The organism is Pandoraea cepalis, assembly GCF_902459625.1.
In the GTDB taxonomy this organism is placed as follows: domain Bacteria; phylum Pseudomonadota; class Gammaproteobacteria; order Burkholderiales; family Burkholderiaceae; genus Pandoraea; species Pandoraea cepalis.
This window is the reverse complement of the sequence record NZ_CABPRY010000013.1, coordinates 70,610-85,523: the sequence shown is the minus strand read 5'-3', so window position 1 is coordinate 85,523 and position 14,914 is coordinate 70,610. Positions and strand designations below refer to the sequence as shown.

The window sequence follows — 14,914 nt, the reverse complement described above, 5'->3', positions numbered from 1 at the left end:
GTGAACTTGGAACATCTGACTTTTCCCATTCGGGATTCTGATGCCCCCCATTGCATACAACACTTCGATTGGCCAGTATGGCGAGTCGGTGCCGCGCTCGCTTCGCAGCGCGATTCCGCTGCGAACTTTTCTTAGCCGCCCACTAATACTCGCCTAAGGGCTGCCACGGCCGACGTTCGGTCGTGGTTGCTCTCTCACCTCGCACCGTGTCCCCATTCCGCGTTTACCTGTCGTTGGATTTTCTCCTTGCGGCCTACTTAGGCATGTGGAACGCAATGGTCCCCATCGTATTGCTCGGCCGCTTCGGTACCGCGGGCGTCGTGGCGTACGAGATAGCGCTCGCCACGAGCGCCTTCATCGCGCTGCCCATGGCGGCATCATGGACTGAGCGGTTGTCTCGCAGCAAGGTCCTGCGCTGGGCATGTTTGATCATCGTGCTATGCGGCATGTCGCGGCTGGCGATTGCGAGCGCAACGCACAGTGTCACTTTTTGGATAGTGAATGACATGGCGGCGGTCGCCGCCTTCGCGGTCTTACAACCGCTACTTAGCATCTACCCCGCGGAGCTTGTCGAGAAAGCGCGCGTGTTATCCGCGTTTCGCCTGAAGCGGGTTACGGTCAATCTCGGTCGTATTATCGGGCCATTGTTCGCCGGAGCCGCCTTACTACTCACCACTCACCAATACGCTTTGTGGTGTGTTGCATTGTTCGGGGGCGCTTTACTGCCCCTGCTGTCACGACTTCCAGTACTGCCTTCGTTGTCCCGGATCGGGACGTCAGCACCGGCCCCCGCGAGAACATGGTTTCGTGGTGCGTTTGCTGGATTTACACTGAAAATCCGGTTGCCGGCGGAACGCTTCTTCACGCTCTGCGACATGTTGCTGGTTATCGCGACGGCAGGGATCGTTCCGATGCTGATTCCTCAACTGGTTCAAAACGCGACACTACCGGACGCGCAGGTCGGTTGGTTGATTGCCGCATTCGTCGTCGGATCGATTGCGGGGGTTGTTGTTTTTCACCCCATCCTCTCCGGCGCACTGCAACACAGGCTTGGTTACATTGCGATATGGGCGGCGCTGGGCGCTAGTCTTGCCGTGGCAACGGCTGTCTATTCCGTTGTCGCACTGGGTGGGTGCTTGATGTCGGCCGGTGCATTCGGGGCGTGTCTGTCCATGAACGGCATCGATCGGCGGGTGATTGCGATGCCATCTTCCGTGCGCGTTAGAGTCGCGAGCGCAACGCTGCTGACGGGGCAGATGGCGAGCATGCTGTCATTCGCACTTTACGGCGCCTCGAACGCCTTGGGCAGCATGAGTGGGAGATGGTGGTTGTACGGCGGGCTGGTCTGCATCGCCGGATTGGCGTCGTGTCTCGCGCGTGAACCGTGGAAATTGCTCAGCGAGAATGATGCTGGCGATGGCGTTGAGCGCTTCTATACGAATCGATATCCCGATGCATTTGGCGAGCCCGCGACAGTGCGCCAAGATGTCGCGGCGTAAGGGCGCAATGACTCACGCCGATTGGTCGTCGGCCTGCGGGGTGCGCTCGAACCCATAAGTGTGCGGCAGGGTACCCGCATGAACCGTCGCGAACGGGAGCGAGTCGCCGTTGCGCCAATGCAGACGCACGGCGCCCTTGGCGTCGGCCGTATCGTCCGATGTCTGTGCAATCTCGAAGGCCTGAGCCAGATCGGACACCTGCGTGAGCAGATCGATGTCGTGATCGTGCAGCAACGCGAGCGGCGCGTTTGGCGTCGATCTCCCATCCCCTTCGGCTCCAGACACCGCCCCCACGAACGCGACGTTGCCGTCCTCGTCGAGCAGACATGCCTGCGGCACGAACGCGTGGCCCAGCTGGTCCGTCAATACCGGCGCGCCGCGACCGTCGTTCGCCATCGCATTCCATGTCAGCCGCACCACGAACGGGGCATACGCCAGCGCAACGTACACGCGTTGCGGGCCGTTCTGGAAATACCATCGCCCGGCGTCGTCGCTGGCGTAGTTGCGTGCGATGAACGCCAGCAGCGCCGCATGGCGAATCGGATCGCCAGCCGTGCCCGCCGCCTGCGCCGCTTCGTCTCGCATGCGCCACTGTCCGCGCCGGTCGAGGGCGAGCCAGCCGTAGCAATGCGGCACGTTGGGCCACTTGGCCATCGCCTGTCGAACGATCTCATCCATGGGGCACCCTTAGGCCGGAGTCGGCAAAAATTGACGGAAGTAGTCGATGACCGTATGCGGCATCCACGTCATGCCGCCCGGAAACGGCCCACTCATGAAGCCGACGTGTCCGCCGTGCACCGGCTGCAGGAGCCGCACGTGGCGACCGACGTCGTCTTCGCCCGGCAACACATTGGCCGGCTGGAACGGGTCGTTGCGGGCATTGATGACCAGCGTCGGCACTTCGATGGCCGGCAGAATCGGCTTGCTCGACGCACGCGTGTAATAGTCGAAGGCGCTGTGATAACCATGCAAGGGGGCCGTCACCACATGATCGAATTCGCCGAGATCGCGCGCGGCCATCATCCGATCGCGGTCGTACAGCCCGGGGTATTGGTCGAGCTTCGCGAGCGCCTTCTTCTTGAGTGTGCCCAGGAAATTGCGCGTGTACACCATGTTAAACCCGTGCGAGAGCGCCAGTCCGCCCGCCCGCAGATCGAGCGGCGCAGAAATCGCACACGCGGCGCTCACCACCTGCGCCGCGTGCCCCTCGCGCTCGCCAAGCCAGCGCAGCAGCACATTGCCGCCCAGCGACACGCCCGCCGCAAAAATCGGGCCCGACGCGTTCGCACGCAACCGTCGCAGCATCCAGTCGACCTCGGTACTGTCACCGGAGTGATAAAAGCGCGGCGCGCGGTTCATGCGGCCGCTGCAACTGCGGAAGTGGGGAATCACGCCGCGCCACCCCTGCGCTTCGACTTCGCGCATCAGGGTGCGGGCGTAGTGGCTGCCGGACCCACCCTCCAGTCCATGGAAGAGCACGATGAGCGGTGTCTCCACCAGCCCTTCGGGCGCGGGCGGGGCTTTCTGCGCCGCGGGCGGGGCAACCAGCCAGTCGACATCGACGAAGTCGCCGTCGGGCGTGTCCCACGTTTCGCGACGGAATTCGACGCATGGGCGTCGACCCAGCAGCGCCGGGTAGATCGTCTGACTATGCCCGTCGGGCAGCCACCGCGGTGGCCGGTAATCCAGGGGAAGGAACGTCGCGGGGCGCGCCGTCATCGTCGTACCGTCGCGCTCAGTGCAGCCCGTCCGGACGCGCGTGCATCATCAGGCTGAACTGCTCGACAGCATGCGGCGGCAACGGGCTGGAGTGGATATGGGCGAAGCGCCAGTCGCCCTGCTCGTGCACCAGCACGTAAGTCGTGTGGATGAGCTGGGCGGTCGTCTGGCCGGCGTCTTCCTTGCCGACGCGCATCGCTTCGGTCGCCGTGTGCACGACCGTGCCAACGGTGTCGTACTCGGTCGTATCCAGCGAGTCGATGAGCACTACGCTTTGCGCGAACTGGGCGACCAGACCGTTGCGGATCTGCTCCAGACCGTCCCAGCGGGTGCCGTCGGCGCGAATGTAGCTGACGAAATCCTCGTTAGCCCACATTGACATGGCGCGATCCGTCTGCCCACGGCGCAGTGCATCGTAAAAGGCCGTGATGGTTTCACTGGCGGCATCGAACAGACGGACAAAACGTGGCATGTGGATTTACCGTTGAGTGTTACCTGAATCGAGCTGAACGCGCCGCTGCCATGAACTACATCAGCGCTGCGTGAGCAGGATGTTGCGCACATTCGCGAACACGTGCTCGGGCATCAGCTCATTGAGGCAGCGTGTATGGCCCAACGGGCATTCGCGGGCAAAACACGGGCTGCACTCCAATTGTAGCCACAGGATATGCGCCTGGTCGGACAGCGGCGGTGTGTGGCGCGGATCGGACGAACCGAACAGGGCAATCTGCGGGCGGCGCAATGCGGCCGTCACATGCATCAGGCCCGAGTCGTTGCTCACCACCGCATTGGCGCGGGCCAGCAGCGCGCACGCCTCGGCCAGCGACGTCTGTCCACACAGGTTGCGCACGAACGGCGCATCGGCGGCGATCTGCTGCGCGAGCGCACCGTCCTTGCCCGAGCCGAGCGCAATGATCTGCGCATATGGGAACGAGCGGCGAACCAACTGAGCCAACTGCGCGAAATGGCCCGGCGGCCAGCGCTTGGCCGGTCCGAATTCAGCACCCGGGCAGAACACGACGAGCGGTACGCGCAGATCGAGGCCGAAGCGCGCGAAGACACGCGCCGACTCGTTCAGGTCGGCGTCGATGCGAGGCGTGGGCAGGGCATCGGGCAACTTGGCCCCGGGTGCGAACGCGAGCGCAGCGTAGTGCCGCACCATGGGCGGCCGCTCGTCTTTGCGCGGATTGGCGTGGCGCACGTTGAGCAGACCGTAGCGCTGCTCGCCCTTGTAACCAATGCGCAACGGAATGCGCGCCAGCCACGGAATCAGCGACGACTTCAGCGAGTTCGGCAGCACATAGGCGGCGTCGTACCCCTCGTCGGCGAGTACGCTCGCGAGCCGGTAGCGCTCCAGCGGCTGCAACTTGCCGTGCGCGAGGTCGGTGGCGACGACGCGCGAAATCTCCGGCATGCGTTCCAGCACCGGGGCGACCCAGCTGGGCGCGATCGCGTCGATGGTCAGACGCGGATGCAGGCGCTTGAGCAGGGTGAACAACGGCTGCGCCATCAGCGCGTCCCCAATCCAGTTGGGGGCGATCACCAAGGCTTTATGCATCGTGGCGGAGACTCTAAACGTTAAGCGTTGCGAAGATGCGGACAGTCAACCGGCGGTACAGCGCAACCGCAGGCGGCTGCGCCCGGTTGGAGCAACGGCAGCCGGCTCAGTGGTGACCCTTGAGCACGACCCCGGCCTTCACGCGATAACGCGTGCCGCAGTACGGACAGGCCGCTTCGCCATGCGTCACATCGATGAACACGCGCGGATGGGCGCTCCAGGCTTCCATCTTCGGATTCGGGCAATGGACCGGCAGATCTTCAGCGCCGACTTCGACGACCGGCATTTGTTTGACTTCGCTCATGGGGTTCGGACCGTGATGGGTATTCGGACTATTGGGGATTGCATGGCCGGTGCAAAGGACAAAGCCGTCGCCCGCACGCTTACCAAAAGTCGCTATTGTAAAGCAGCCACGGCCCTTTGCGGATGGCTCGCAGCGCCCGCAGCCGCGACGCATGCCCGTTCTTGTCACCGTCGAAGCCCCGCGTGGCGCGTACGCGACACCTCGTCCGTTGCCCTCGCAAAAACGCCTGGATATGCGCTTTCGACGTAGTAAGTAAATATTTACCCTGGCTATAATGGCCTGACGCTCGCCGCCAACGATGACGATATTCAGGAGACACTCCGGCAACCCTGGCGGGCGCTGTGACCGCCAGCGGTCATCATGGGCGTGCCGGGCGCCGTCGGGACCGCTTTGCCCCGCAATGCCAGACACTGCGCCGAACGGCTCGGTGCTCGCCCCCCAAGCCGACCATGCCAATGCTTCGTCTGCCAGCCGCTGAACGTGACGGGTTCAGGGCCGGTTTCCGCATTATTTCGCCGCTGTTGCCTGCCATCTTCTCGTGGGGACTCGTGACCGGGGTCGCCATGGGCAAATCGATACTGACGGTGCCCCAGGCCATCGGCATGAGCCTGATGCTCTACGCCGGATCGGCCCAGTTGGCCTCGTTGCCGCTGTTCGCCGCCGGCATGCCGTTGTGGACGATTCTGCTCACGGTCGGCATCGTCAATCTGCGCTTTGTGATCTTCAGCGCCGCGCTCCAGCCGCATTTCTCTTATTTGTCGCTGCCGCGTCGCATCGTGCTCGGGTACGTCAATGGCGACCTCGGATTCGTGATGTTCATGAACCAGAAGTTCGCGAGCGGCTATGTCCCGGGCAAGGAGGGGACCTACTACGGCATCACGCTCAGCAATTGGGCGGTCTGGCACGTGTCGTCGATTCTCGGCATTCTGCTCGGCGCGCTCGTGCCGGATAGCTGGGGCCTCGCCTTCGCGGGCACGCTCGCCCTCATTCCGATGATGGTTCACACGATCTCCAGTCGCTCGACGATGCTGGCGGTCACCCTGGCATCGGTCCTCGGCCTGCTCGCCTTCGATTTGCCTTATCGGCTCAATCTCGTGCTCGGGGTGGTCGGCGCGCTCGCCGCCGGCATGGTTTGCGACGAACTTTCGGCGCGTCAGGCGAAGCGGCTCGCGCAGGCGAATCCCCCCGCGGCTGCGCGCGACGGCGCCCAGCCCAGTCGTTCGGGAGAGCGTCGCTCATGAGTACGGTCGAAATCTGGCTCTCCTTCGTGGCGATGACGGCCATCACCATCGTCACGCGCACGTTCTTTCTGCTCGCGGGAGACCGCGTGACGCTGCCGCAGCGCCTGCAACGCGCGCTGCGCTATGCGCCGGCGGCGGCGCTCGCCGTCATCGTGGTGCCCGAGGTGCTGCTGCTCGATCACCAGTTCTCGCTGCATCTGCACAATCCCAAGCTGGCCGCGGCCGTGGCCGCCACCGGCTGGTTCGTCTGGCGACGCAACATGATCGAGATGATTGTCGTCGGCATGGCCGTCTACACGCTCTGCCGTCTGTTCCTGTAGGCGGAACCCTCGTCGGCCAAAATGGGCATCTGGACAGGCGGATCAGTTAAAATGCACGTTTTTCCCACCATTTATTCCGGATTCTCATGGCTTCCGTCGTACGTCTTTCCGATTTGATCGCCCAGGGTCGCCTGGCAGGCAAACGTGTCTTCATCCGCGCCGATATGAACGTGCCGCAAGACGATGCGGGCCGCATCACGGAAGACACGCGTATCCGCGCCTCGGTGCCGGCCATCCAGATGGCGCTCGACGCCGGTGCGGCCGTCATGGTCACGTCGCATCTGGGCCGTCCGACGGAAGGCGAATTCAAGTCCGCCGACTCGCTTGCACCGGTTGCGCAACGCCTGTCCGAACTGCTGGGCCGCGAGGTGAAGCTGATCGCCAACTGGGTCGACGGCGGTTTTGAGGTGGCGCCGGGCACGGTCGTGCTGCTGGAGAACTGCCGCGTCAACAAGGGCGAGAAGAAGGACAACGACGAGCTGGCGCGGAAGATGGCCGCGCTGTGCGACGTGTACGTGAACGACGCGTTCGGCACCGCCCACCGCGCCGAAGCCACGACGCACGGCATCGCCAAGTATGCGCCGGTCGCCTGTGCCGGCCCGCTGCTCGCCGCCGAACTCGAAGCGCTCGGCAAGGCGCTGAACGCCCCGGCTCGCCCGCTCGTGGCCATCGTAGCCGGCTCCAAGGTCTCGACCAAGCTCACCATTCTGCAGTCGCTGGCCGACAAGGTCGACCACCTGATCGTGGGCGGCGGCATTGCCAACACGTTCATGCTGGCCGCCGGCCTGCCGATCGGCAAGTCGCTCGCCGAAGCCGATCTGGTCGGGCAGGCCCGTTCGATCATCGACGCGATGGCCGCGCGTGGGGCCTCGGTGCCGATTCCGACGGACGTCGTATGCGCCAAGGAATTCAGCGCGACGGCTGAGGCAACGGTGAAGGCCGCCAGCGATGTGGCCGCCGACGACATGATTCTCGACATCGGTCCGCAAACGGCTGCCAAGCTGGCCGAGCAACTGGCGGGCGCGGGCACGATTGTGTGGAACGGCCCGGTGGGCGTGTTCGAATTCGATCAGTTCGGGCACGGTACCGAGACGCTGGCGCGCGCGATTGCCGCCGCCAAGGGCTTCTCGATCGCCGGGGGGGGCGATACGCTCGCCGCCATCGCCAAGTACGGTATTGCCGACCAGGTCAGCTATATCTCGACCGGTGGCGGCGCGTTCCTCGAATTCCTCGAAGGCAAGACACTGCCGGCCGTCGACGTACTGCAACAACGCGCCAGCGAGGTCAACTGATCGCGCAGCGCCAGGTGCAGCGGGGCTCGCAGGCCGGTTTGCCGGTCGACGACGGGCGCGAACGGAGCCGTTTCGACCGGTTTATTGCGAACATCTAAGATCGAATCAAACGATTTCGTACGGACAATACGAACTTTTTGGTTAACCTGTGGCGGCCTAAATGCGCTACAAATCGCTAAGCGCCAGACATGTCGAATGCGCTGTTACCCAAAGAGGATGAAGAGATGGATGTAATGAACCGCTCCACCAAGATCGTCGCCACCATCGGTCCGGCATCGAGCACGCCGGAAGTGCTCTCGCGCATGATCGCCGCCGGCGTCGATGTCGTTCGCCTGAATTTCTCGCACGGCAAGGCGCAGGACCACATCGAGCGCGCCGAGATGGTGCGCGCGGCCGCCAAGGCGGCCGGCCGCGAAGTGGCCATCATGGCCGACCTCCAGGGTCCGAAGATTCGCGTCGGCAAGTTCGAGAACGGCAAGGCCACGCTCGAGGCGGGCGCGAAGTTCATCCTGGATGCCGATTGCGAAGTCGGGAACGAAGAGCGCGTCGGGCTGGACTACAAGGAACTGCCGCGCGACGTGCGTACGGGCGACGTGCTGCTGCTCAACGACGGCCTGATCGTGCTGATCGTCGATCGCGTGCTCGGCAACGAGATCCACACGACCGTGAAGGTCGGCGGCGACCTGTCGAACAACAAGGGCATCAACCGCCAGGGCGGCGGGCTGACGGCGCCGGCGCTCACGGCCAAGGACATGGAAGACATCAAGACCGCGATGGCGCTGGGCGCCGATTACGTCGCGGTCTCCTTCCCGAAGAACGCCACCGACATGGAAATGGCGCGCCGTCTGGCCAATGTGGCCGGTGAGCCGTATGGCATCAAGCCGCTGATGATCGCCAAGATCGAGCGGGCGGAAGCCATTCCGGCGCTCGAAGAGATTCTGGCGGCATCGGACTGCATCATGGTCGCACGCGGCGATCTGGCGATCGAAGTGGGCAATGCCGCGGTGCCGGGGCTGCAGAAGCGCATGATCAAGCTGGCGCGCGAGATGAACAAGACCACCATCACGGCCACGCAGATGATGGAGTCGATGATCCACAATCCGGTGCCGACCCGTGCCGAAGTCTCGGACGTCGCCAACGCCGTGCTCGATGGTACCGACGCCGTGATGCTCTCGGCCGAGAGCGCGGCGGGCAAGTATCCGGTGGAGACCATCGAGGCGATGGCGGCGATCTGCGTCGAAGCCGAGCGCTCGGAGATGGTGGAACTCGATCGCGACTGGCTCGACCAGACTTTTACGCGCATCGATCAAACGATTGCGGCCGGCGCCTTGTTTACCGCGTATCATCTTGGCGCGAAAGCCATCGTGGCGCTGACCGAATCGGGCGCGACCGCGTTGTGGCTGTCCCGCCACAAGATCCATGTGCCGATTTTTGCGCTGACCTCGCAGCTCGGCAGCCATCGCAAGCTGGCCCTGTACCGCAACGTCTACGCGATGCGTGCCGACGCCACGCTCGACCGCGATCACGCGCTCAAGCAAGCCGAGCAACTGCTGCTCTCGCGCGGGGTGGTCAAGCGCGGCGACACGATCGTGCTGACCGTGGGCGAGCCGATGGGACAACCCGGCGGTACCAATACGCTGAAAATCGTCCAGGTGGGCCTGGCATGACGAAGGAGGCCGCGCGAGTGCGGCAAGGCGCCAACGCCGCGCCGCCCGCGAGCCGTCGTCATCAGGGGCACCTCTGGATCGAGGAAAGATTTGCTTAGTTTTGTGATTCCAAGGAGAACATCATGCCCCTAGTCTCTATGCGACAGCTGCTCGACCATGCCGCCGAAAACGGCTACGGTCTGCCGGCCTTCAACGTCAACAACCTGGAGCAGGTTTCCGCCATCATGGCCGCCGCCGACGAAGTCGGCGCGCCGGTCATCATGCAGGCCTCGGCAGGTGCTCGCAAGTACGCTGGCGAAGCGTTCCTGCGTCACTTGATCTCGGCGGCCGTGGAAGCGTATCCGCATATCCCGGTGGTGATGCACCAGGATCACGGCCAGTCGCCGGCCGTGTGCATGGCCGCCATCAAGAGCGGCTTCTCGAGCGTGATGATGGACGGCTCGCTCGAAGCCGACGGCAAGTCGGTCGCCAGCTACGAGTACAACGTCGAAGTGTCGAAGAAGGTGGTCGAGTTCTCGCACTACATCGGCGTGACGGTGGAAGCTGAGCTGGGTGTGCTGGGTTCGCTCGAAACGATGAAGGGCGACAAGGAAGACGGCCACGGCGCCGACGGCACGATGACCCGCGAGCAACTGCTGACCGACCCCGATCAGGCCGCCGACTTCGTGAACCAGACGCAATGCGACGCGCTGGCCATTGCCATCGGCACCTCGCACGGCGCTTACAAGTTCAGCCGCAAGCCGACGGGCGACATTCTCGCCATCGACCGCATCAAGGAAATCCACCGCCGCATTCCGAACACCCACCTCGTGATGCACGGTTCGTCGTCGGTGCCGCAGGAACTGCTCGCCGAGATCCGTGAATTCGGCGGCGACATGAAGGAAACCTACGGCGTGCCGGTCGAAGAGATCGTCGAAGGCATCAAGCACGGCGTGCGCAAGATCAACATCGATACCGACATCCGTCTGGCCATGACCGGCGCGATCCGTCGCTATCTGTTCGAAAACCCGAGCAAGTTCGACCCGCGCGACTACCTCAAGCCGGCCCGCGAAGCCGCCAAGCTGGTTTGCAAGGCGCGCTATCTGTCGTTCGGTTGCGAAGGTCAGGCTGGCAAGATCAAGCCGGTTGCGCTTGAGAAGATGGCCGAAAAGTACAAGAGCGGCGACCTCTCGCAGATCGTGAAGTAATCGCACGCATCATCGCCATGCCGGGCTTGTCCCGCATGGCTTGCTGCCCGGCCGGGGTGGCGTGGCGCCGACGAGGCAATCCGCTCGAAGGCACACGACGCTCAGGTCGCAGGCCCGGCTTTGGCCAGCACACGCTGGAACAGAAGCCGGGCTTTTTCTTTTGGCATCTGCAACTGAAACTTGCCGCCCAACTCCGAGCGGATCGTGGCGGTAAGCATTTCCACGCCGTCGACGATCAGCGTCATCGGTTCGTTCATATGCTGACGGGAGAAATCACGCATCCGTGCGGTGGCACCGTCGCGCAGGCTCATCGTGATGACGACCTCGACGTCTGAGGGGGCGACGCCGTCCTGCGCCGGAAACTGCAAACCCAACTGTTCGATATCGCGCGCGGCAAACAGGGCGAAACGCGGAATGCCGTCGTCGTTTTCCGGCGTGGCGGTCGCCACCAGCCTGGGTAGCGTGGGTCGCTCGGTGGTGTCTGCGGTGGCCGTCGTGCTCGACGTTCCGGATGGCGCGCGCGCCCCACTGGCCCGATGGGCGTGCGCATGGGCCCCGGCAGACGGCGGCGCGGCCGCTTGCGGCGCTGCCGTTTGCGCGAGCACGGGCAGGCTCGCGAGCGCCAGCAAGGCGGCGAGGGTTGCGACGCATTGCCCTGAGCGGGCCGGCCAGACAGGTCCGGGTGTCGATGTGATCGTCATGGCAGCGCCTTGGTTCGGGTGAACGCTTCCATTCTAGGCAACATCCGGCGCGGAGGCAGGCGGGGAAAGCGCCCGCATTGCGGCGGTGCAAAACGACAGCGATCCGCCGAATCCTGAAGTCCGGTGCGACATCGCGTGGCAGTCTCCGGTGCCCCCCGCCAATCCGCCCATGCCAATGATGGGCCACCCGGAGATATCGATGCCATTGAATCGCCTTCCCAAGACCGTCGCCTGGTGCCTCGGACTGTCCAGTTCCGAAGAGACGTCCCGTACGCCGACGCAGCGTTCGTCAATGGCGACGACGATGACCTCAGCCGCTAACCGAGCCACTCACGTGCGCGTCTCGCAACCGAGCCCTGATGAGGCCGATGTCGCTGCGCCGGTTCCGGGGCCGTCGGTGCGCTCGGCGTCGATGCACTCGATGGCCGCCGACTGGCGCGGGCAGATGGCCTCGACGCAGGGCGCGCCCGAGCCGATTGCGCTTTGGGGGATGGAGGATCCGGCGCCCGAATGGGCCGGGGGCGTCTCGGCAAATCCGTGGGTCGAGGCGTATGGCGTGAATACATCGACGCTCATCCGCGTGGACGGCCAATGCACGCGCTTCGGACTGATCGAGCTGGGCGGGCACCGATTCATCGTGGGCCCCACGGCCACACCGGCAGAGGCGCCGGTACTCACCCGCATGCTCAAGACGCACCCCCAGATCGGCGCGATCTTTTGCGTCGAGCCCGGGACCATGCACGTTCGCGACGCCCCCGTCGAAACGGCCGGCGAGCCGGACTATCGCGAGCGCCCGATCGACGGATACATCCATAGCGTGATGCAAGGCGCGCGAGGCGCTCGCGGGTCTGCCGCGCCGCAGGCGTTGGCGTCGCCCGTGGGCCTCGACGGCGGTCTGTCGCATGTGCAGTTCATGGAGTTTGCGGGCATGGAGCGATTCGACGCCCAGATTCCCCGCGAGGTGCTATGGCGCGCCGGTCGGGGCGTGGCGAAGTTCATGCGAGAGAACCCGGGCAAGATCGCGCTGGTGTGCTCGGAGCGTGGCATCGCGCGTCCGAGTGCCGTGGCGGCCAGCGCGGCGCTGCAACTCCAGCGCGGCGATGCGCGCCTGCGTAACGACCTGGCAACAAAGGTCGCCGCGCAGCGTTCGGAGGCGAGCGACCACCATATCAACGTCGCCACTCGCAGCTTCGATCTCATTGCCGAATTTGCCCGGTTGCTCGACATGCTTCGCAGCCCGGGGCGAGGGGAGCCGCGCTGGGAGCGCAAAGTGCATCTGCTCCGGCAGCGGCTGCCGGAACTGACCGGCGCTCGCGGTGCCGCCATCGATTGGCAGACCGATGCCGGCCGTCGCCATGCGGCCGACATTCTGGAAGCGAACTTCGACAGCGTTGCCCCGTTGCTGGCCTCGGGCGGCTTGCCGGCCGGCATGGCGCTGCTCTGGCTGCGAGACGAAATCAATGTTCTGAGCGGGGTGCGGTTCCTGAGTCCAGGCTATGTCGACGGGCACATCGACCGGATCTCGCACGACGATATCGACCCGGAGAGTCCGGACGCCGTGCGCCTGGTGTCGTTCGACGATTACGGGTTGATGTGCGACAACAAGTATTACGATGCGTCGTCGGTGGCCGGCTGGTACCGGTCGTGCCTGCGCCAGGACGGCTATTTGACGAACCCGATCTCTCGGGCGCCGGTGGTCGCCTTGCTGATTCACGAGGCCGAAAAAGCGCGGCTGGAACCACAGTTCCTTGACGGCATGCGGTAATCCGCGGCGCATGGGGGTACCTCGGGGGGCGCGTTCGGGCGAATTAGGTCGTATTAGGTCGCGCTGGGTCGCGTTGCGCTGCCTTGGATGGCGCCGAAGGTCGACGGTGAAGGGCCCCGGCGAGTTGCCGGGTCCACATCTTCGTGAAACGTCGCCCGACGCGCGTATAATTACGCCTTTGCCCTTCCTGATATTGGGTCCCGCCGTGACTACCCCCGCTCCGAACGCCCTGTACGAATCCTCCCTCAAGAGCCTGCCGCTGCTCTCACGCGGCAAAGTGCGCGACAACTACGCCGTCGGTGACGACAAGCTGCTGATCGTGACGACGGACCGCCTCTCGGCGTTCGACGTGATCATGGGCGAGCCGATTCCGGGCAAGGGCCGCGTGCTCAACCAGATGGCCAACTTCTGGTTCGACAAGCTCGCGCACGTCGTGCCGAATCACCTGACGGGCGTGTCGCCGGAGTCGGTCGTCGCGAGCGACGAAGCGGCCCAGGTCGCCGGCCGTGCGGTTGTGGTCAAGCGCCTCAAGCCGATCCTCGTGGAAGCGGTGGTGCGCGGCTATCTGGCCGGCAGCGGCTGGAAGGACTATCAGGCAACGGGCGCCGTGTGCGGCGTAACGCTGCCCGCCGGTCTGCAAAATGCGCAGCAACTGCCCGAGCCGATTTTCACCCCGGCGGCCAAGGCCGAGTTGGGCGAACACGACGAGAACATCAGCTTCGACGAGATGGTGAGCCGTATCGGCCGCGAACTGGCCGAGCAGATTCGCGAGATCTCGATTCGTCTGTACAAGGAGGCGGCGGCCTATGCGGCCACGCGCGGCATCATCATCGCCGACACGAAGTTCGAATTTGGTCTCGACGACAACGGCAAGCTGCACCTGATGGATGAAGCGCTGACGGCCGATTCGTCGCGTTTCTGGCCGGCCGATTCGTACGTGGTGGGCAGCAACCCGCCGTCGTTCGACAAGCAATTCGTGCGCGACTGGCTCGAGACGCAGCCGTGGGGCAAGACCCCGCCCGCCCCGAAGCTGCCCGACGAAGTGGTCGAGAAAACGGCCGCCAAGTACCGCGAGGCGCTCGAGCGCCTGACCGGCCAGCAACTGGCCTGAGCGGGACGTTACGACATGAGCGAGAAACAAACCGTGGCCCCGCGCGTTGGCGTGGTAATGGGGTCCAACTCGGACTGGGAAGTGATGAAGAACGCGGCCGCCGTGCTGGCCGAGTTCGGTGTGCCCTATGAGGCACAGGTCGTCTCCGCGCACCGCATGCCGGACGACATGTTCCGCTACGCCGAAGCCGCGCGCGAGCGCGGACTCGTCGCGATCATCGCGGGTGCGGGCGGTGCTGCCCATTTGCCGGGCATGATCGCTGCCAAGACGTCCGTGCCGGTGCTGGGTGTGCCGGTGCCGAGCAAGTATCTGCGCGGCGAAGATTCGCTGCTCTCGATCGTGCAGATGCCCAAGGGTGTGCCCGTCGCCACGTTCGCCATTGGTGAGGCGGGCGCGGCCAACGCGGCATTGTTTGCGGTTGCGATGTTGGCGGCCGACGACAAGACGCTCGCCGGCAAGCTCGACGCGTTCCGTGCGAAGCAGACCGAAGCGGCGCGCGGCATGACCCTGCCCACGCTGTAAAAGAAAAGCACGTCCCTGCTACTGTCAG

General features: G+C 64.5%; 15 protein-coding genes. 9 read left to right on the top strand and 6 right to left on the bottom strand.

From position 1 onward, the window contains the following. Positions 1-275: 275 nt before the first annotated feature. Positions 276-1,499 carry an MFS transporter gene (locus tag PCE31107_RS20620; RefSeq protein ID WP_130026687.1) on the top strand — a complete coding sequence of 408 codons (1,224 nt, stop codon included), beginning with the start codon at positions 276-278 and terminating at the stop codon, positions 1,497-1,499. A gap of 12 nt (positions 1,500-1,511) precedes the next feature. Here PCE31107_RS20620 and PCE31107_RS20615 read toward each other — a convergent pair whose 3' ends face one another. From PCE31107_RS20615 to PCE31107_RS20595, 5 genes are all read right to left on the bottom strand, one after another. Continuing rightward, complete coding sequence (locus PCE31107_RS20615; RefSeq protein WP_150610494.1) at positions 1,512-2,177, bottom strand: DUF2946 family protein; 666 nt, start codon at positions 2,175-2,177, stop codon at positions 1,512-1,514. A gap of 9 nt (positions 2,178-2,186) precedes the next feature. Then, a complete protein-coding gene (locus PCE31107_RS20610; protein ID WP_130026686.1) occupies positions 2,187-3,218 on the bottom strand; it encodes a YheT family hydrolase in 1,032 nt (343 codons plus the stop codon). Between the two features lie 16 nt (positions 3,219-3,234). Beyond that, positions 3,235-3,690, bottom strand: a complete 456-nt coding sequence (locus PCE31107_RS20605; protein ID WP_130026685.1) for a nuclear transport factor 2 family protein — start codon at positions 3,688-3,690, stop codon at positions 3,235-3,237. 60 nt (positions 3,691-3,750) lie between these two features. Further along, positions 3,751-4,776, bottom strand: a complete 1,026-nt coding sequence (gene waaF / locus PCE31107_RS20600; protein ID WP_130026684.1) for a lipopolysaccharide heptosyltransferase II — start codon at positions 4,774-4,776, stop codon at positions 3,751-3,753. 106 nt (positions 4,777-4,882) lie between these two features. Then, a complete protein-coding gene (locus tag PCE31107_RS20595; RefSeq protein ID WP_010808463.1) occupies positions 4,883-5,080 on the bottom strand; it encodes a zinc-finger domain-containing protein in 198 nt (65 codons plus the stop codon). A 455-nt stretch (positions 5,081-5,535) separates the two neighbouring features. Here PCE31107_RS20595 and PCE31107_RS20590 point away from each other — a divergent pair, with 455 nt between their 5' ends. From PCE31107_RS20590 to fba, 5 genes are all read left to right on the top strand, one after another. Beyond that, positions 5,536-6,321 (top strand): AzlC family ABC transporter permease, encoded by a 786-nt coding sequence (locus PCE31107_RS20590; protein WP_150610493.1) that lies wholly within the window; start codon positions 5,536-5,538, stop codon positions 6,319-6,321. Next, positions 6,318-6,641 carry an AzlD domain-containing protein gene (locus tag PCE31107_RS20585; RefSeq protein WP_017231600.1) on the top strand — a complete coding sequence of 108 codons (324 nt, stop codon included), beginning with the start codon at positions 6,318-6,320 and terminating at the stop codon, positions 6,639-6,641. The genes PCE31107_RS20590 and PCE31107_RS20585 overlap by 4 nt, the downstream gene beginning before the upstream one ends. A gap of 86 nt (positions 6,642-6,727) precedes the next feature. Beyond that, complete coding sequence (locus tag PCE31107_RS20580) at positions 6,728-7,933, top strand: phosphoglycerate kinase (protein ID WP_150610492.1); 1,206 nt, start codon at positions 6,728-6,730, stop codon at positions 7,931-7,933. 233 nt (positions 7,934-8,166) lie between these two features. Next, positions 8,167-9,600 (top strand): pyruvate kinase, encoded by a 1,434-nt coding sequence (gene pyk / locus PCE31107_RS20575; protein WP_130026682.1) that lies wholly within the window; start codon positions 8,167-8,169, stop codon positions 9,598-9,600. Between the two features lie 122 nt (positions 9,601-9,722). Continuing rightward, positions 9,723-10,787 (top strand): class II fructose-bisphosphate aldolase, encoded by a 1,065-nt coding sequence (gene fba, locus PCE31107_RS20570; RefSeq protein WP_026131529.1) that lies wholly within the window; start codon positions 9,723-9,725, stop codon positions 10,785-10,787. A 101-nt stretch (positions 10,788-10,888) separates the two neighbouring features. On the opposite strand, the gene PCE31107_RS20565 is transcribed toward fba, so the two are convergent. Continuing rightward, the gene (locus PCE31107_RS20565) at positions 10,889-11,488 is read right to left on the bottom strand and encodes a hypothetical protein (protein ID WP_150610491.1); all 600 of its coding nucleotides are present in this window, start codon (positions 11,486-11,488) and stop codon (positions 10,889-10,891) included. 199 nt (positions 11,489-11,687) lie between these two features. On the opposite strand from PCE31107_RS20565, the gene PCE31107_RS20560 reads away from it, so the two are divergent. From PCE31107_RS20560 to purE, 3 genes are all read left to right on the top strand, one after another. After that, complete coding sequence (locus tag PCE31107_RS20560; protein ID WP_150610490.1) at positions 11,688-13,253, top strand: hypothetical protein; 1,566 nt, start codon at positions 11,688-11,690, stop codon at positions 13,251-13,253. Positions 13,254-13,458: 205 nt separating this feature from the next. Then, positions 13,459-14,364 (top strand): phosphoribosylaminoimidazolesuccinocarboxamide synthase, encoded by a 906-nt coding sequence (locus PCE31107_RS20555; protein ID WP_174966746.1) that lies wholly within the window; start codon positions 13,459-13,461, stop codon positions 14,362-14,364. A 15-nt stretch (positions 14,365-14,379) separates the two neighbouring features. Continuing rightward, positions 14,380-14,886 carry a 5-(carboxyamino)imidazole ribonucleotide mutase gene (purE, locus tag PCE31107_RS20550; protein ID WP_150610489.1) on the top strand — a complete coding sequence of 169 codons (507 nt, stop codon included), beginning with the start codon at positions 14,380-14,382 and terminating at the stop codon, positions 14,884-14,886. The last annotated feature ends 28 nt before the right edge of the window (positions 14,887-14,914 follow it).